The sequence below is a fragment of the Paraburkholderia phytofirmans OLGA172 genome, from assembly GCF_001634365.1.
GTDB lineage: Bacteria > Pseudomonadota > Gammaproteobacteria > Burkholderiales > Burkholderiaceae > Paraburkholderia.
Window position 1 is genome coordinate 2744723 of record NZ_CP014579.1, and the last position, 17827, is coordinate 2762549.

Consider the following 17827-nt stretch of genomic DNA (forward strand, 5'->3'; position numbering starts at 1 on the left):
CGTACCCGGCCGACGCTGTTCGCGCAGCCAGCGATAAAAGGACGAAGCCCCTCAACAGGCTCGCGTCCAGCGGAAATACGGCATGGTATCGTCGGCGATTCGAGCAGCGCAGGCGCGCGGTGCCGGGGGGGCCGATAGCGGAAGATAGTGATTGGCGAACTGCTTCACCGGGCAAATGATTGATAGCCCGGTGCCGGCGGACGCGTGCGGAGGAATCGCACGGAAATCCGCGCATTGGCTGACTTCGTGAGTCAGCGGCGCATTAAGATTGCACCGCGAGATTCAGTATAGGCCGCGCATCCGGGAATATCGGACAAAAGCGCGGCGGATTATAACGACGGGGCCGCAGTTTCCCGCTTGTCCAATCGGGGCGGAACAAGGAAAACCGCCGCCCGTTTTCGCGCTTTCCCGGCGCAATGCGGATCAGGCGGCCGCCGGCTCGTGGACGATCTTCAGCGCGCTCTTATGCTCCTTGACCAGCCGGTAAACGGTTTCACCAGGAACGGTCTCCCGCTCGAGCAGTTCGTCGGCAATGGCGCGCAGTACGGGCTCATAGGCGTGCAGCAGCCCATAACACAACTCGTTCAATTCCTTGAGCAGCACGTTGGCGTGTTCGATGGCACCTTTCATTTGCAGGCCCGCGTACTGCGACGGCAGCGCCGCCAGGCTGAACAGATCGCCGTCGCGGTTGAAGCCGAACTTCGACACCATGTCGAGGCTGATGCGCGATGCTTCCTGCAGATCCGACGCAGCGCCGCTAGAAGCTTCGGAGAACGTGAGAATTTCGGCGTTGCGTCCGCCGAGCAAGACCTGAATTTCGTTGCGGATTTCAGTTTCACGGTACAGGTGCTTGTCCTGCGCCTTCGTGATGAGCGCGACACCCAATGCGCCGCCACGCGGCAAGATCGTGACCTCTTCCAGCACGCCGGTGCCGAGCAGCGCGGCAACGAGACCGTGCCCTGCTTCGTGCACTGCGATACGCGTGCGTTCGTCCTCGCTCAGTGCCCGTTCCGCGCCGCTTACGTCGCCGATGCGCGCAATCTTGATCGCCTCCATGAAATGCTTCGAAGCGATTTCCGTTTCGCCGGCCTTGCGCGCGACCAGCCCCGCCTGATTCACGACCATCGCGACGGTAGCGGGAGAAAGGCCCGTGGTCAGGCGAGCGAGCTGGTCGTAGTCGATGTCGGCGGCCTTCGACTTCAGCTTCTCCGCATAGAAGCGGAAAATTTTTGCGCGGTCTTCGCGGTCGGGCAAACGGACCTGCACCGTGCGGTCGAACCGGCCCGGACGGCGCAACGCCTCATCGAGATTGTCGGGATGGTTGGTCGCCGCAACGATGATGACGCCTTCGTTGGAAGCAAAGCCATCCATTTCCGCCAGCAGCTGGTTGATGATCCGGTTGCTCTCGGCTTCGACGGGACCGCCGCCGGTATCCGTACGCTTGGCGAGGCCGTCGGCTTCGTCGATGAAGATGACCGTGGGGGCATTCTTGCGCGCGAGTTCGAACAGATGTTTGACCTTCTGGATGCCGACGCCGTAGTACTTCGCACTGAAATAGCTGCCCGTGATCGAAATGAAGTTCGCGCCGCATTCGCCGGCGAGCGCCTGCGCAAGCCGCGTCTTACCGACGCCCGGGCCGCCGACCATCAGAATGCCGCACGGCGCGCGCACGCCCATCGACGTGAATTGCTTCGGATCGGACAGGTAGCCGCGGATGTCCGCCAGCGCCGCCTTGGCTTCACCCGCGCCGATCACGTCGTCGAAACGCAGCCTGGGTGCACGGCTGAGAAGCGACGCGCCGCCCCTCATCTCGCGGCGCATGAACCACGCCATGCCGCCGATCAACAGCAGCGGCAGCAGCAGGCCGATTGCATCGCGCACCTGGTTGAACACCGGAACCCAGCGCGATGCGCCGGTCCGGATATCGGCGTCGGGCAGCCACACGAGCTGATAGGACGCGGCCTCGCCGGCTTTGGGCTCGCCAAGCAGCAGTGCGTGCGAGAACGTTGCGTTATGGTCGGTGACGAAGTATTTCGCGCCCTCGCGCGTCGACACCAGAATCGCGTTGGGGCTCACGCCGATCGCGGCCACGTTGGCGCTGTGAATGTCACGCAACATTTGCGACGCATCTTGCTCGTCGCGCGTCCACGCCGAGGGATCGTGGCGCATCTGGCTCGCGATGCCGGTAAGCGCCGGCGTGGCCTGCCCGTCGCGCTGCTGGTAAATCCAGACGCTCAACGCAAGCAACACCGCGATGAGTACAGCACCAGCTCCCATGGCGATCTTGCGCACGCGTCTTTTCCCAAGCGAGTTCTTTCCCGGCTTCATAAGTCACTTCCAAAAACAGGCCAGGGCTGGCCTTCAATACTGGTCAAAATCAGGTGGTAGAGGCTGGCGAGAGGGAATCTGCTGACGCGACAGCGCGCATGGCGGAAAGAAGGACATTCGACTCCATGTCCCTTTTAGCAGCTCGCACGCCGGTCAGTATGCCGGGTGGCCACTTTTTCCATATTGCAGAAAAGACCGGTTTCTACCGTCTATCCGGCGATTTATATCGTCGAATTTGGGGGAGCGATCGGCGCCTTGAAAGCGACGACCCGCTGCACCGGCGCACAGTTTATCAGCGCTATATTCACTGCGTATTCTGTATACGTGAAAGTACCCGCGCCCTATTAAAAAGCGGTCAGAATTACAGCAAATAGCGAAAAAATCGTGGAATGAACTAAACGTTCGATAGGCAAGGCGCCTAACGTTCGAGCAGCTGAGCGGCGGGCCTCTTTGGGCCCGTCCGCATCTCGCCGCACTCTCAGGTTCTTCTTTTTTATTGCCGGTACCTTGTGGCACCGGTCTGCTCTCCCGCAACTACCCCCGATTCCCGCAACCTTTCCCTCGACAGAGTCAGACTCAGGCGGCTGTACGCCGCCCCGGCTTCATCTGCGCTTCACTCCCGAGCTGGTCGAGAAGCGATCTGCATCTAATCATCCGACGATACCGCAGGTTTTCTGATTGGCTTTACCATCCGTCTCAATTTTGGACGACGGCGTGTTAAATACCTGGTTACCATCGGTACTTCACCAGAACCGCATCCTCCATTCGCAGCAACCGATCCATGAATCAGCGCACCTTGCCGCCATCCCTGGCCGCTGCAGCCCCAGCCGAACCGCGCTCCGCCATTTCCACGAGCCGCTTCAGCACGCATGCGCTCGCAGCCGAGGAACAATTTCTGGCCTGGCGCCAGCGCGTGGGCCATGTGGTCGACACGCCGCCGTCGAAGGAACAGATCGGCAGGGGCTTTCGCGGTGAAATCGATTTTTATGCAGTCGGCGGCATGGTGTTTACGGACTGCAGCACGCAAGCGCTGCGGCTGGAACGGTCGGTCGCGCGCGTCTCCACAGACTCGCGGCGCGATTACGCCTTTCACCTGTTCGTGGAAGGCGAAATCGGCCATGTGACGGGCATGCGCAAGAAACGCAGCGCGCCGGACTCGGTGCAGGGCATCGTCGCGTTCGACCTGAACCAGCCGTTTCGGGCCGAACGGCCCGAATGCCGGCTTCTGAGCCTGTTCGTACCGTCCGCGATCGTGGACGAGGAACTGGGCGACGGCGCGGCGATTCACGGCCGGATTGTCCAGCAGGGTTCGCCGCTGACCGGCCTCGTGCTGGACCACCTCGCGGCAGTCGCCCGGGAAATCCCCACGCTCGACCCGGCCGCCGCGGCGGAGGCACTCCATGCCGGCGCCCAACTGCTGGTCGCAGCCTTCCGCAAGGAGGCGCGCCTGACCGGAGCGAGCCGGGCGGCGCTGCAGGCTGCCGTGATGGGACAGGTGCGGCGCTACGTCGAAGCCAACCTGCACCAGGACGACCTCACGCCGACCAGCGTGGTTCAGGCGTTACAGCTGAAACGCGCCACCATCTATCGCTGGTTCGAGCACGACGGCGGGCTCGGCGCCTACATCCGCAATCGCCGGTTGCGGGAAGCAGCGGACGAACTGGTCCGTTTTCCGCATCTTCAGGTGACGGAAATCGCTTACGGACTCGGTTTCCGAAGCGCGTCCGATTTCACCCGCGCATTTCGCCGTGCCTTCGACATGAGCCCGCAGGATATGCGGGCGCACGCGCTGGACCTGCAGCACCGCAGCGCGGAGGAGCTTACGCAGGCGGTTGCGAAGCGCCGGCAAGGCGCGCATCCGGCGAACAGCACCACGCCGAAGCTGTAAATCACCGCAAGTCCGGCCGCGCGCCGAGTTGCCGGAAACGCTTCCATGATCAGCACGGAACTCGGGCCGGCGCTGTTGACCGCAAGCGCCACGTACGACGTGATGATGACGAGCGCGGCGACATCGCCCACGCTCGAACGCGGGAAAACGTCGGACCGCGCTGCTACACTTGCGCACTGCCCACTTCCCAAAGAATCCTCGTCGCCCGGCATCGTGCTGATCGCAATCTGCGTGAGCGTCGTGCGGCACTTTCTTCGGCTGACACACTCCGCACGCCATGCTTCGATTCGAGAACCTCAGCAAGCGCTATAGCGAACACATCATCTTTCAAGGACTGCACTACGACACGGCTGCAGGATGCGTGGCGCTCAACGATGAATCGGGCAGCGGCAAGTCGACGCTGCTTGGCATCCTCGCCGGCACGATCGGCCCCGACGCCGGCGAAGTGTGGCTGGGCGGCCATTCGTTGCGCACCGCGCCGCATGAGGCGAAATCCGTGCTCACGCATGTGCCGGAAGACTGCATGACGTATCCGGACCAGACCGGTCGCGCGTATCTGGAGCGCGTGGCGTCGGAAAGAAAGACAGCGGTCGACAGCCATGCGCTCGAGCTGGCCCATCGCTTGGGACTCGAACCGCATTTCGACAAGCGCTTCGAGCAGATGTCGTTTGGCACGCGCAAGAAGTTCTTCCTGAGCGCGGCCGTACTCGGCGAGACGAAAGTCGTGATCGCGGATGAACCGGCCGGCGGACTCGACGCCTCGGCGCGCGGAGTTCTGGTCGAGCTGTTTAAAACGCTGGCCGAAACCCGCACGGTCTTTTTCTCGAGCTACGACCCGGCTTTTACGCAAGCATGCGAGGCGAAAACCATCGCTTTTGCGGACCTGGGTATGCGCGGCTAGAAGGTTCCGCGCGTCGCGGTCTTGTGCAAGGCACGATCTGTCGATTTTCGCGACTTGCGATGTGGTTGCGCAATCGCACGCCGCTGGAAATCCAGACGCGCCTGCACCAGCATGGCAAACAGATGGTGCCGCTGCCGATGAACGTTGGCTAAATCAGTGAACCATCGTCACCGGGGTCACCGTGCGCCTTGAGAGCGACGCGAACATGGCCAGCCTGCGGAAAAAGCCCATATGGCTGGCATCGATCACCATCACGTCGGGCTGGGTGGTCGCAGCGTAGTCGGCGATCGCTTTCGTACGGTGGCCGAAGACCCGCTTCCAGCGATACGGCACGCCGGCTTCTTCGAGAATGGTGCGGACGTCGATCAAGGCCTTCAGCATGGCCTGCTTTTCCCGGCGCACCAATGCACTTCGACTGTGGAAGGCTGCCGCGCGCCCCTGATCGACAGGCTCGAGTACTTCCAGCAGTTCGACTTCGGTTACGCCGCGCTCCAGAAACATGAACGCCGCGTAGCGCGCGGCTTCTATCGCGCCGCCCTGGTCGAGAACAGGGATCAGCATGCGTATCATCGAGAACTCCTGGCGGGTAACTGATACTTTGAGCTTAGCCAATGCGCCGTTAACGTGGCGTAAAAAGCCGGCTGTATTGTCTGGCAGCGTACGAGCGAATTCCACAGCGGCGCAAAGCAGCCTCACGTTGCCTGTATCGCTGCGGGATTCAGCTCGATATGCAAAATCACCAGCCACCGCTTCGGACAATCCTCGGCAATCTGCAGCTCCTGCTTGCGCTCGCCGACCGTCTTCACGAACCCCTTCTCACGCGCGAAACCGAACGCGCGCCGCGCATCGGATTGCAGCCACAGCGTTAGCAGCCCGCATGTCACACAACGGACAACGCCATAAAGGCCGAGAAACGATTGCCGCCGGCGATATAAAAATCTTGTGAAATTCACCGCACGCCAACCAGCCTGTAGCCCACCCCCGCTTCGGTGACGATGTGTTCCGGATGCGCCGGATCGCGTTCGAGCTTGTGGCGCAGATGCCCCATGTAGATTCGCAGGTAGTGGTGGTTGTCGGTTTGCAAGGGACCCCATACCTCGCCGAGCAGCTGCTCATGCGTCAATACGCGCCCGGGATGGCGCACCAGCGCGGAGAGAAGGCGATATTCGGTGGGGCTGAGATGGACGGTCCGGCTGCCGCGCACGACCCTCCGCTCGCCGAGATCGATCGTGACGAGGCCGAACCGAACCTGAGGCACACCAACCCTGTCGCCGTTGACCTGTCTGCGCAAATGCGCGCGGATCCGCGCGCTGAGCTCCGGCAAGCCGAATGGTTTGGTGAGGTAATCGTCGGCGCCGGCATCGAGCGCGGCAACCTTGTCTTCCTCGCGGCTGCGCGCCGACAGGACGATCACCGGCATCGCGGACCAGCCGCGCAACTCACGGATCACCTCGATGCCGTCCATGTCCGGCAAACTCAGATCGACAATGACGAGATCCGCCAGCCGCGTGGCAGCCTGCGCCAGGCCTTGTGCGCCGGTCTGCGCATCGAAGACACTCATGCCGGCCGCTTCGAGGCTCGTGCGAATGAAGCGGCGGATGGCTTTGTCAGCGTCGATCACAACGATTGTTACGGTGGGATCGCTCATGAATGTGCCACGTCGGCAGCCCCCCTGAGGTCGCGGCCAACTTCCAGGCGGAGTCTCCATAGATTATTGGACAGGCGCGCTTCATGCGCGCCGGCAAAACAACGGCAGTAAAGCAACGGACTCAATGCATCGGCTTGAGATCGTCCAACGCCAGGTTGAGCTTCAGCACGTTCACGCGTGCCTCGCCGAAAACGCCGAACTGCCGCCCCGACGTATTGCGCGCAACAAGATCGTTCACCTGTTCGACCGGCAGGCCGCGGGCCTTCGCCACCCGCTCCGCCTGATAAGCGGCAGCCGCAGGACTGATCTCCGGATCGAGCCCGCTGCCCGACGACGTCACCAGATCCACCGGCACCGGCTGCGACATGTCGTTACCCGCTGCCTTCAAGGCATCGAGACGGCCTTTGATTTCATCGGCGAGCGCGGGGTTGGTCGGGCCGAGGTTCGAACCACCCGAGTTCTGCGCGTTGTAGGGCTGGGGCGTGGTGGCCGACAGGCGTCCCCAGAAATAGTACGGCGCGTCGAACTGCTGGCCGATCAGCGCGGAGCCGGCGGCGTTGCCGTTGCGCTCGAGGAGGCTGCCGTTCGCTTGCGCCGCGAAGGCCGCATGACCGATTGCGGTCACAACGATCGGATAGATCACCCCGGTGATCACGGTCATCAGGATGAACAGGACGAGTACCGGGCGAAGCAGCGTTTTCATGATGTTCACCACTCTATTGTGGTCAGACCCAGCCGAACACGTTCAGCACCATATCGATCAGCTTGATGAACGGGAACGGCAGCAGAATGCCGCCCAGCCCGTAGACCAGCAGATTGCGGCGCAACAGCGACGCCGCGCCGAGCGGCCGGTACCTCACTCCCTTGAGGGCAAGCGGGATCAGCGCCACGATAATCAGCGCATTGAAAATCACCGCCGACAGAATGGCCGACGACGGCGAGCTTAGATGCATCACGTCGAGCACCCGCAGTTGCGGATAGGTCGTCGCGAAAGCCGCCGGGATGATCGCGAAGTATTTGGCGACGTCGTTGGCGATCGAGAAGGTGGTGAGCGAGCCGCGCGTCATCAGCATCTGCTTGCCGATCTCGACGATCTCGATCAGCTTGGTCGGATTCGAATCGAGGTCGACCATGTTGCCGGCTTCTTTCGCTGCCTGCGTGCCGGTGTTCATCGCCACCGCGACGTCCGCTTGCGCGAGCGCCGGCGCGTCGTTGGTGCCGTCGCCGGTCATCGCCACGAGCCGCCCTTCGGCCTGGTGCGTGCGGATCGTGGCGAGCTTCGCTTCCGGCGTGGCTTCGGCGAGGAAATCGTCGACGCCTGCTTCGGCAGCGATCGCGGCTGCCGTCAGGCGGTTGTCGCCCGTCACCATGATGGTCTTGATGCCCATCTTGCGCAGTTCGGCAAAACGCTCCTTGATACCGCCCTTGACGATGTCCTTCAGCTCGATCACGCCCATGCAGCGTGCGCCGCTCTCGCCGCGGACGTGCTGCGCGACGACCAGCGGTGTGCTGCCGCGACGTGCGATTTCCGTGACCGCAACCGTGAGCTCCGCGGGGAAACTGCCACCGTGCTCCTCAACATAGTGCTTGATCGCATCGGATGCGCCCTTGCGAATCTCACGGTCGGGTAGATCGACACCACTCATGCGCGACTGTGCGCTAAAAGCGAGGAAAACTGCCTGCAACGCATGCATGTCGCGTTCGCGGATGTTGAAGCGCTGCTTCGCGAGTATGACGATGCTGCGCCCTTCCGGGGTTTCGTCCGCAAGTGAGGACAACTGCGCGGCGTCGGCGAGCTGTTCCTCCGTGACGCCCGGCGCCGGCGTGAAAGCCGAAGCCTGGCGATTACCGAGCGTGATCGTGCCAGTCTTGTCGAGCAGCAACACGTCGACGTCACCTGCGGCTTCGACAGCACGGCCCGAGGTGGCGATCACGTTCGCCTGCATCATCCGGCTCATGCCTGCTACGCCGATCGCCGACAGCAGGCCGCCGATGGTGGTCGGAATCAGGCACACCAGCAGCGCCACCAGTGCGGTAATCGTGACGACATGCCCTGCTTTCGCGGCTTCGACCGAAAACATCGAGAACGGCAGCAGCGTCGCGGTGGCGAACAGCAGCACGAGCGTCAACGCGACCAGCAGGATCGTCAACGCGATCTCGTTCGGCGTCTTTTGACGCTTCGCGCCCTCCACCATCGCGATCATCCGGTCGAGGAAGGCCTCGCCGGGATTCACACTGACCCGCACGACGATCCAGTCCGACAGCACACGCGTGCCGCCTGTCACCGACGAAAAATCGCCGCCCGACTCGCGGATCACCGGCGCGGATTCCCCCGTGATCGCCGACTCGTCGACCGAGGCGACGCCTTCGATCACTTCGCCGTCCGCCGGAATCACGTCGCCGGTTTCGATCAGCACGACGTCGCCCTTGCGCAGATCGGTGGCCGTCGTCATAAGGATCGGCGACTTGGGATGCCCATCCTGCAGTTTCTTCGCCATCACGTTGTGCTTCGCGCTGCGCAGCGAAGCCGCTTGCGCCTTCGAGCGACCCTCGGCCAGCGCCTCCGCGAAGTTGGCGAACAGCACGGTAAACCACAGCCAGAGCGCGATCGCGAGAATGAAACCAGCGGGCGCTTCGGCCTGGCCCCCGAGCGCCGCGATCCACAGAACGGTCGTCAGAATGCTGCCGATGTACACGCAGAACATCACCGGGTTACGCAACTGATGGCGTGGCGCGAGCTTCCTGAACGAATCGACGAGCGCCGGCCGCGCAATCGCCGGGTCGAACATCGAACGCGCGGCGTTGCGTGCCTGACCGATGTTGCCAGGCTGATGAACCGGCGGTTGGAGTTCGTTAGTCATGCTGTCCTCTCAGTCAATGTCCCGCGACCATGATCAGATGTTCAACGACCGGGCCGAGCGCCAGCGCGGGCACGTACGTCAGTGCGCCGACCAGCACCACTGTGCCGAGCAACAGCACGACGAACAATGGGCCATGCGTCGGCAACGTGCCGGCGGTCGCGGAGATGCGTTTCTTTGCGGCGAGCGATCCGGCGATCGCCAGCACCGGCACAATCGAACCAAAGCGGCCGAACCACATGACGATGGCCAGCGTCCCGTTATAGAACGGCGTATTGACCGAGAGGCCCGCGAAAGCACTGCCGTTGTTATTGGCGGCCGAACTATACGCGTAGAGGATCTCGGAGAATCCGTGCGGGCCGGGGTTCGCGATGCCAGCCACGCCGGCTGCCGTCAGCACGGCAATCGATGCTCCGACCAGCACAAGCAGCGGCGTAAGCAGCACGGCAATCGACACCATCTTCATCTCGTACGACTCGATCTTCTTGCCGATGTATTCCGGCGTTCGCCCGATCATCAGGCCGGCCACGAACACCGCGAGCAAGGCGAACACGAGCATGCCGTACAGACCCGAGCCGACGCCGCCGAAGATCACCTCGCCGAGCTCGATCAGCAGGAGCGGAACGAAGCCGCCCATCGGCGTCAACGAATCGTGCGTGTTGAGAACGGCGCCACACGACGCGGCGGTGGTCGCCACGGTGAAGATGCCGGACTGCGCGATGCCGAAGCGGGTTTCCTTGCCTTCCATGTTGCCGCCCGCTTGCGTGGCCGATGCCGTTTGCTCGACATGCAGCGACGTATACAGCGGATTGCCGTTCTGCTCCGACGAAATCTCGCCCCAGCAGGCGAGCGCGAAAGCGATCGTCATCGCGGCAAGCACCGCATAGCCCTGGCGCGGGTCGCCCACCATCCGGCCGAACACCACGCACAAGGCAGCCGGAATAACGAGCATCGCTATCATCTGAACGAAGTTGGAGAACGGCGTCGGGTTCTCATAGGGATGCGCGGAATTGGCGTTGAAAAAGCCGCCGCCGTTGGTACCGAGCATCTTGATCGCTTCCTGCGACGCGACCGGCCCCATGGCGATGGTCTGCTTGTCGGCCTTGTTGTCCACCATCACCGGATTGCCTTTGGCGTCCTTGACGGGGTTGCCCTGGGCATCGGTCTTCGGTGTTTGATACGTCGTCACCTGCAGCGTCGGCACGTCTTCGTACGACTTGAAGTTCTGAATCACGCCCTGGCTGATGAAGACGAGCGCGATGACCGTCGCGAGCGGCGCGAGGATATACAGCGTGATACGCGTCAGATCGACCCAGAAATTGCCGATCGTCGCCGTCGTATGGCGTGCGAAACCGCGAATCAGCGCGACCACGACCGCAATGCCGGTGGCAGCCGAAAGAAAGTTTTGCACCGTCAGCGCGGCCATCTGCGTGAGATAGCTGACAGTCGATTCCGGCGTGTAGTCCTGCCAGTTCGTGTTGGTCACGAAGCTGATTGCCGTGTTGAAAGCGGCGTCGGGCGTCATCGGTCCGAAGCTCTGCGGGTTCGCGGGCAGCCATTGCTGCAAACGCAGAAATCCATACACCGCGAGCACGCCGAGCGTGTTGAACGCCAGCACGGCCAGCGCATAGCGCTTCCACGACATTTCGGCGCTGGGGTCGACCCCGGCGAGCTTGTAGAGCGCGGTTTCGATCGGCCGCCCTATCCGGCGCACGACGACCGAAGAACCGTCCACCACGCCGGTCATGTAACGGCCAAGCGGTATGGCGAGCGCGATCAGCACGACGATGAACAGGCCGGGCTGAAACAGGTTGTTGAAGTTCATTCGAGAGCCTCCGCGCGTAGCAAGGCATACACGAGGTAAGCGAACAGAATCAGCGTCGAGGCCGCCGCGAGCCAGGTCATCCAGGTCGTCATGGACGGCCTCCGGGCGCGCGGCGAAGCTTGTCGCAGCCAATCACGAAGGCCGCGACGAGACCACTGAACGCAATGATTGCGATGAGGTAAAGCAGATCCATGGTCTGGTCTCCCACAAGGGACTCCTGCACCGTGAAATTTATGAAAATCCGCGTAAACGCAGTGTTAATACATTACGGAGTTTCGTAAAAACGATGGGAACGATGCGAGAGACCGCCAGAGCCAGCTATCGGGGAAACCAGAATGCATCCGGGCGCGCAGGCGAGACGAGCCTCACCTTATGGGTAATCGCGGCGCCCGAGGCGGTGTGCACGGACTCGAATAAGGCCAGGGCTGGCGACAGCATGAACATCGGCATATAGGCTTGACCTTCCCGCCGTGGGAAGGTCTACGCTTGCGTTCTGATTTCTCATCGGAGGCAAGAAATGGAATTCGAAATCCCGGATAGGTCGTGCGGCGGATGCGCCAATGCCATTGCTCGTGCAGTGACTGGCCTCGACCCCGCGCGAAGGTCGCCGTCGATGTCCCCGTTAAAATCGTGAAAACTCTTTCCCCCACCGAAAAACCCAATATGAAAAACCTTCACGCATTCCGTGCCCTTTGCCTTCTCGGCGGCGTTGCGTTTGCCGTCGCGGCAACACCCGTCTACGCCCAGCAGGGTGCGTCGATGCCCGGCATCGACATGCCCGGTTCGGCGGACGCCGGATCGAGCGCATCGACCCAGGCATTCAAGGACGCCGACGAGAAAATGATGCAGGCCATGGACGCACCGGCCTACACGGGCGATGCCGACAAGGACTTCGTGGCCCACATGATTCCGCATCATCAAGGCGCGGTCGAAATGGCACAGGTGGAACTGAAATACGGCAAGGATCCCGAGTTGAAGCGCCTGGCGCGAAACATCATCAAGGCGCAACACGATGAGATCGCGTTCATGCAGCGCTGGCAGGCGAAGCGCTAACGGTGGCGCCACCGCAATGAACAAGGTTTGCGACCAGGATCGCCTCGTCACGCGGACCCAATCGGGTCGCTCACAGCGCCTCGCTGCACCGGCTGCCCCGGCTGCCCGCCGAACTGCAGCGCGGCAAGCTGGGCATAGAGCGGCGAGCTCAGAAGAAGCTCGGCGTGACGGCCCTGCGCGACGATGCGGCCTTGTTCCAGCACGACAATGCGGTCGGCCTGTTGAACGGTCGCGAGGCGGTGCGCGATAACCAGGGTGGTGCGGTTCTGCGCGGCATTGTCCAGCGCCTTTTGCACCAGCCGTTCGCTGGCGGCATCGAGCGCGCTGGTCGCTTCGTCGAGCAGCAGGATCGGCGGATTCTTCAGGATCGCCCGTGCGATCGCAATGCGCTGGCGCTGTCCGCCAGACAGTCGCACACCACGCTCGCCGAGAAAGGTGTCGTAGCCTTGCGGCAGTTCTTCGATAAAGCCGGCCGCAGCGGCCATGTCGGCAGCCCGTTGTACTTGTGCCAGCGTGGCTTCCGGCGCGCCGTAGCGGATGTTGTCCAGCACGCTCCCTGAAAAGATCACCGATTCCTGCAGCACTACGCCGATTTCCTTCCTCAATGCGACGAGCGGCACGTCACGCATCGCGACGCCGTTGATCAGAATGCTGCCGGACTGTGGGTCGTAAAAGCGCAGCAGCAGTTGGAACAGCGTAGTCTTGCCCGCGCCGGACGGCCCGACCAGGGCGACATGTTCGCCCGGACGGACCTCGAGCGAAAGTGCGGAGAGCGCAGCAATGCCAGGGCGCGATGGATACGAGAAGCTGACGTTGTCGAAACGGATGCCCTCGCCTCGCGCCGGCAGCCCAACCGTGGTCTCGGCCTCCAGCACCGGCGAGCGCGCCGCCAGCAATTGCAGCAAACGTTCGGTGGCCCCGGCAGCGCGCTGCAGATCGCCCCATACCTCGGCGACGGCGCCCACGGCGCCGGCCGTGAACACCGCGTAGAGGATGAACTGGGACAATTGGCCCGCCGTCATGCGCCCGGCCAGCACCGCCTGCGCCCCGAGCCACAGCACGAACACGATGGCGGTAAAGACCAGCACGATCACCACGGCGGTCAGCCAGGCGCGCGCGCGAATGCGCGTGAGCGCGGTCTCAAAAGCCGCCTCCACCGCGCCGGCAAAGCGCCGCGCCTCAAATGGCTCCTGCGTATACGACTGGACAGTCGGCATGGCATTAAGCACCTCGCCCGCCAGCGCGCTCGTGTTCGCGATCTTGTCCTGGCTCGCGCGCGAGAGCCGCCGCACGCGCCGGCCGAAGATCACGATAGGCGCGACCACCACCACCAACGTCCCGATGATGTAGCCGGACAGCACGGGGCTCGTCACCGCCAGCATCGTCACGCCACCGGTCAGCAGAAAGAAGTTGCGCAACCCGAGCGACAGGCTGGTGCCCACCACCGTCTGGATCAAGGTGGTGTCGGCGGTGAGTCGTGACAGCACCTCGCCGGTCTGCGTAGTCTCGAAGAATTGCGGACTCATCCCCAGCACGTGGTCGTAGACCGCACGCCGCAAGTCGGCCGTGACCCGCTCGCCCAGCCATGACACGAGGTAGAAGCGCAGCGCCGTGGCGCCGGCCAATACCAGCGAAACGACGAAGAGCGCGAAGAAATAACGATCGATGTGCGCCCGGTCTCCCCCCGCGAAGCCACGGTCGATCAGGTATTTGAACGCCACCGGCAATACCAGTGTGGAGCCCGCCGACGTCACCAGCGCGAGGAACGCGAGCGCCCAGCGGCCGGCATAAGGGCGCAGGAAGGGAAACAGGGCAAACAGCGGGCCGATACGTCGTGAAGGTGAAGCAGGCGGCGAGGACGGAACAGCGTCTGGCATGAAGATTCCCAAGCGAATCGAAGGTCATCCAGATTGTGCCAGTCCTGCGGATTCGAAGGCGGTTCGCGTAAAAGCCTGGCACTGATCCATGCGTGCCTCCGTGTCCGCCACGCATCGTCCAGAAGAACTGGGCGCCTCTGCAGCGCCACGCCGGTCGGCAGACTGCTTCCCCATGCTTGCCCCGGCCGTCCATCTGTATCAAGATCGAATCGACTCATCCGGACCAGGCGATTGCCATGACAGACGACTCCGATCCCGACAAACTGAAAGGTCCTGGCGGCTTGACGTTGCGTCAGATCCACGAACAGGTGCAGAAGAGCGTGGAGCGCGACCGCGAAGAGCAGGCATCGCGCCACGCTATCGCTCCGCAGCGCAGCAGGTGGCAACGCTGGGTGCGCTACGTGTGGGGCCGCAGCGGCCGTCGCTAGGGCGGCCAGCTTACCGCGGCTTGCTCACCGGCGCACTTGAGGGCGGCAGCACGACAACCCGGGGACTACGGATTCGCGTCACCGAGACTAGCCGCCCGCAACCGGTCGAAATCCAGAATGACGATTTCCCCGGACCTCAGGCTCACTATGCATTGGCTTTCGAGATTCTTGAGCAACTGATTCGTGGTCTGCCGCGACAGGGACACCATGGAAGCGAGACTTTCCTGCGAGAGCCTTATCTTGCTCTGCGTGGCGTTGAGGCCGCCATAGCCTCCTGCGATCAGCAACAAGCGGCTCGCCACGCGCTGCGCCGCGGGCAACAGCGTCATCGCTTCCGTGGTCTCGAACGAAACCCGAAGTCTTTGAGCCATCAACAACGCGAAATCGCGCCAATAGCGGGGCGTGGCGTCGAGCAGGCTTTGCAGCGCAGACTCGGGCACGTGCAGCAAAAGCGTCCTGCTGACAGCGGTGGCGTCGTTCGGACGCGGCAGCCCATCGAACAGCGAGATTTCCCCCACCCATGCAGTCGGTCCAAGCACCGCGAGCAACGCCTCTTTCCCATCCACCCCTACTGTGCCGAACGCGAGTGCGCCGCCCAGCACGGCGTACAGGCCATAAGACTGTTCGCCACGCCGATACAGGAATTGGCCCCTTTCCAGCGTGAGCAGGTTGGCATGGCTGATCAGATAGTCCTGCAACTCGACGGGCAGGCCACGAAACCACGGAGTCGTTTCGAGTTGTGAGCGGTAGCGGTGCAGGCTGGATTCCATGGGCGCGTCGACCTGTCGGGTATCCGACAGATTTTAGGCGGCTTTGCGAACATCATCTGGACTCGCATCCCACAACGTCATGAGTTTGGGCCTGGGTGCCCCCGTTGCGTCGCAAGCACGGTGTACGCGATTTACAAAGCGTTGTATCAGGTTATTCCATTGCTTGAATCATCCAATAAGGAGTGTCGACGTGGTCTCATCTCAAGTCAGTCTGAAGAACGACGTATCGCCTGCCGAATGGGAAGCGCGAGTCAGTCTCGCAGCGGCATACCGCCTCACCGCATTGTTTGGGTGGGACGACTTGGTGTTTACCCACATCTCGGCGCGCGTGCCCGGCCCGGAGCACCATTTCCTGATCAACCCGTACGGCATGATGTTCGACGAGATCACCGCGTCGTCGCTGGTCAAGATCGATCTCGACGGCCGCAAGGTGTCCGAGTCGCCGTATGACGTCAATCCGGCCGGCTTCACGATCCATAGCGCCGTGCATGCGGCACGCGAAGACGCCCTTTGCGTGATGCACACCCACTCGGTCAACGGCGTCGCGGTGTCGGCGCAGGAGGCGGGGCTGCTGCCGCTCTCCCAGCAGTCACTCGGCGTGCTGGCGTCGCTCGGCTACCACGACTACGAAGGCATCGCGCTGAATGAAGCCGAGAAGCCTCGTCTCGTTCAAGACCTCGGCAACAACACTTATCTGATGCTGCGCAACCACGGCCTGCTGACAGTCGGCGCTGCGCCGGCCGACGCCTTCGTCGCAATGTACTTCTTCGAAGCGGCCTGCATGATTCAGGTCCGTGCCCAAGCCGGTGGCGGAAAGCTGACGCCCATCGCGCAGCCGATTCTCGACGGCATCAAGGAGCAGATCCGGATGGCGACGAGGGGCGTCTCGCCAGGGGCGCTAGTGTGGCCCGGGCTGCTGCGCCGACTCGACCGCCGTAACCCCGGCTATGCCGACTAGCGCTGTCGATTAGCACGATGCGCGAAGCAAGCGGCGCAAACGTCATGCGCCGCGTTCGCCGATTCAACGCATCGCGGATGTCATCAGGCAGGTCACTTGAGAAACGGTATGGCAAAAATCTGTGTTTACGGCGCTGGTTCGATTGGCTGCTATGTCGGCGGACGGCTTCTTGCCGGGGGCAGCGAGGTCAGCTTTATTGGACGTGCGCGCATGGCCGACCAGTTGCGCAGTCAAGGCATCACACTGTCGCGGCACGACGATAGCCGCTGGTATGTGCCGCCGGAGCGGACCGACGTATCGACGGACGCGGCGACGGCCGCCGCAGCCGACCTCGTTCTGGTGACCGTCAAGTCTGCCGCGACACCCACGGCCGCGGCGGAGTTGGCGAGCGTGCTTCGCCCCGGCGCGGTCGTGGTCAGCTTCCAGAACGGCGTTGGCAATGCCGACGTGCTGCGCGCTGCGCTGCCGCATCACACGGTGCTGGAAGGCATGGTGCCATTCAATGTCGTCGAACGCGGCCCCGGCGCATTTCATCAGGGTTCGGCGGGCAAGCTGGAGATCCGGCAAGCGCCGGCCTTGCAGCCGTTCGTCGACGCTTTCAGGAAAGCGGGTCTGCCGCTGACCCAGCACGCCGACATGCTGCCGGTGCAGTGGGCCAAGCTGCTCCTCAATCTCAACAATGCGATCAACGCGCTATCTAACCAGCCTTTGAAGGCGGAGCTCTCGCAACGTGCCTATCGAATCTGCCTCGCCATGGCGCAGAAAGAAGCGCTCGCGCTTCTGAAACGGGCCGACATTCGGCCAGTCAAAGTGACGCCGCTTCCCACCACCTGGATACCGCGTGTGCTCAGCGTACCCGATGCGGTGTTCGAACGGCTGGGCCGCACGATGCTGACGATCGATCCGCTCGCGCGCTCGTCGATGTCCGACGACCTTGCGGCGGGGCGCACCACGGAAATCGACTGGATCAATGGCGAAGTCGTGCGCCTCGCGCAACGCCTCGGGCGTACGGCGCCGGTGAACGAACGGCTATGCGAGCTCGTGCGCGAGGCCGAGCGAAGCGACGTGCGGCCCTCATGGTCGGGCGAAGCACTGCTGGCCCAGATTCGGGCTGCAGCGGGCGCATCTTCGGCACGGCACCCATGAGCGCAATCGCTCCAGACGGATTTCTGTCTCCTGATACTCATTGACCGGCGTGGTTCCGGGACATTGGCAAATCACAGGTGCGTGCATGACTGGAGCCGCGCTGATTTTCAATCAACATCCATTTGCGACGCCAGGCTCGGCGGCACC

The 17827-nt window shown here is 62.8% G+C and carries 18 protein-coding genes and 1 pseudogene; 9 read left to right on the forward strand and 10 right to left on the reverse strand.

The window, feature by feature from the left end:
- Window positions 1-423 precede the first annotated feature (423 nt).
- Complete coding sequence (locus tag AYM40_RS32190) at window positions 424-2328, reverse strand: AAA family ATPase (RefSeq protein WP_063500031.1); 1905 nt, start codon at window positions 2326-2328, stop codon at window positions 424-426.
- A 125-nt stretch (window positions 2329-2453) separates the two neighbouring features.
- Here AYM40_RS32190 and AYM40_RS40915 point away from each other — a divergent pair, with 125 nt between their 5' ends.
- The 4 genes from AYM40_RS40915 (at window position 2454) to AYM40_RS32205 (ending at window position 5117) form a co-directional block, all read left to right on the forward strand.
- Window positions 2454-2702, forward strand: coding sequence for a hypothetical protein (locus AYM40_RS40915; RefSeq protein WP_148662371.1), 249 nt, complete (start codon window positions 2454-2456; stop codon window positions 2700-2702).
- A 407-nt stretch (window positions 2703-3109) separates the two neighbouring features.
- Window positions 3110-4216: an AraC family transcriptional regulator gene (locus AYM40_RS32195; RefSeq protein WP_063500032.1), complete on the forward strand. Its 1107-nt coding sequence runs from the start codon at window positions 3110-3112 to the stop codon at window positions 4214-4216.
- Between the two features lie 45 nt (window positions 4217-4261).
- Window positions 4262-4528: a hypothetical protein gene (locus AYM40_RS41625; protein WP_063500033.1), complete on the forward strand. Its 267-nt coding sequence runs from the start codon at window positions 4262-4264 to the stop codon at window positions 4526-4528.
- Window positions 4494-5117, forward strand: a complete 624-nt coding sequence (locus AYM40_RS32205) for an ABC transporter ATP-binding protein (RefSeq protein WP_063500034.1) — start codon at window positions 4494-4496, stop codon at window positions 5115-5117. The genes AYM40_RS41625 and AYM40_RS32205 overlap by 35 nt, the downstream gene beginning before the upstream one ends.
- Window positions 5118-5270: 153 nt before the next feature.
- Here the strand turns inward: AYM40_RS32205 and AYM40_RS32210 are convergent, their stop codons facing one another.
- The 7 genes from AYM40_RS32210 to AYM40_RS42140 form a co-directional block, all read right to left on the reverse strand.
- The gene (locus tag AYM40_RS32210; RefSeq protein ID WP_420488493.1) at window positions 5271-5792 is read right to left on the reverse strand and encodes a universal stress protein; all 522 of its coding nucleotides are present in this window, start codon (window positions 5790-5792) and stop codon (window positions 5271-5273) included.
- A gap of 274 nt (window positions 5793-6066) precedes the next feature.
- Window positions 6067-6765: a response regulator gene (locus AYM40_RS32220; protein WP_063500036.1), complete on the reverse strand. Its 699-nt coding sequence runs from the start codon at window positions 6763-6765 to the stop codon at window positions 6067-6069.
- Between the two features lie 121 nt (window positions 6766-6886).
- Complete coding sequence (kdpC, locus tag AYM40_RS32225; protein ID WP_063500037.1) at window positions 6887-7468, reverse strand: potassium-transporting ATPase subunit KdpC; 582 nt, start codon at window positions 7466-7468, stop codon at window positions 6887-6889.
- A gap of 22 nt (window positions 7469-7490) precedes the next feature.
- Window positions 7491-9626: a potassium-transporting ATPase subunit KdpB gene (gene kdpB, locus AYM40_RS32230; RefSeq protein ID WP_063500038.1), complete on the reverse strand. Its 2136-nt coding sequence runs from the start codon at window positions 9624-9626 to the stop codon at window positions 7491-7493.
- Between the two features lie 13 nt (window positions 9627-9639).
- Window positions 9640-11448: a potassium-transporting ATPase subunit KdpA gene (gene kdpA / locus AYM40_RS32235; protein WP_063500039.1), complete on the reverse strand. Its 1809-nt coding sequence runs from the start codon at window positions 11446-11448 to the stop codon at window positions 9640-9642.
- Window positions 11445-11540 (reverse strand): K(+)-transporting ATPase subunit F, encoded by a 96-nt coding sequence (kdpF, locus tag AYM40_RS32240; RefSeq protein ID WP_028193906.1) that lies wholly within the window; start codon window positions 11538-11540, stop codon window positions 11445-11447. The genes kdpA and kdpF overlap by 4 nt, the downstream gene beginning before the upstream one ends.
- Window positions 11537-11641 carry a potassium ABC transporter ATPase gene (locus AYM40_RS42140; protein ID WP_199203111.1) on the reverse strand — a complete coding sequence of 35 codons (105 nt, stop codon included), beginning with the start codon at window positions 11639-11641 and terminating at the stop codon, window positions 11537-11539. The genes kdpF and AYM40_RS42140 overlap by 4 nt, the downstream gene beginning before the upstream one ends.
- A 324-nt stretch (window positions 11642-11965) precedes the next feature.
- Between AYM40_RS42140 and AYM40_RS42955 the strand changes: the two are divergent.
- A pseudogene (locus AYM40_RS42955) lies at window positions 11966-12093 on the forward strand (heavy metal transporter); the annotation flags it as partial.
- An 18-nt stretch (window positions 12094-12111) separates the two neighbouring features.
- Window positions 12112-12501, forward strand: a complete 390-nt coding sequence (locus AYM40_RS32245; RefSeq protein ID WP_063500040.1) for a DUF305 domain-containing protein — start codon at window positions 12112-12114, stop codon at window positions 12499-12501.
- 47 nt (window positions 12502-12548) lie between these two features.
- On the opposite strand, the gene AYM40_RS32250 is transcribed toward AYM40_RS32245, so the two are convergent.
- On the reverse strand, window positions 12549-14378 hold the full coding sequence (locus AYM40_RS32250; RefSeq protein ID WP_063500041.1) for an ABC transporter transmembrane domain-containing protein: 1830 nt from the start codon (window positions 14376-14378) through the stop codon (window positions 12549-12551).
- A 236-nt stretch (window positions 14379-14614) separates the two neighbouring features.
- Here AYM40_RS32250 and AYM40_RS32255 point away from each other — a divergent pair, with 236 nt between their 5' ends.
- Entirely contained in the window at window positions 14615-14806 is a 192-nt protein-coding gene (locus AYM40_RS32255) for a hypothetical protein (RefSeq protein WP_063500042.1), read from the forward strand.
- 65 nt (window positions 14807-14871) lie between these two features.
- Here the strand turns inward: AYM40_RS32255 and AYM40_RS32260 are convergent, their stop codons facing one another.
- A complete protein-coding gene (locus tag AYM40_RS32260; protein WP_063500043.1) occupies window positions 14872-15576 on the reverse strand; it encodes a Crp/Fnr family transcriptional regulator in 705 nt (234 codons plus the stop codon).
- Window positions 15577-15766: 190 nt separating this feature from the next.
- On the opposite strand from AYM40_RS32260, the gene AYM40_RS32265 reads away from it, so the two are divergent.
- Both AYM40_RS32265 and AYM40_RS32270 read left to right on the forward strand, forming a co-directional pair.
- Window positions 15767-16534: a class II aldolase/adducin family protein gene (locus AYM40_RS32265; RefSeq protein WP_063500044.1), complete on the forward strand. Its 768-nt coding sequence runs from the start codon at window positions 15767-15769 to the stop codon at window positions 16532-16534.
- A gap of 108 nt (window positions 16535-16642) precedes the next feature.
- Entirely contained in the window at window positions 16643-17680 is a 1038-nt protein-coding gene (locus tag AYM40_RS32270) for a 2-dehydropantoate 2-reductase (RefSeq protein WP_063500045.1), read from the forward strand.
- Window positions 17681-17827 lie beyond the last annotated feature (147 nt).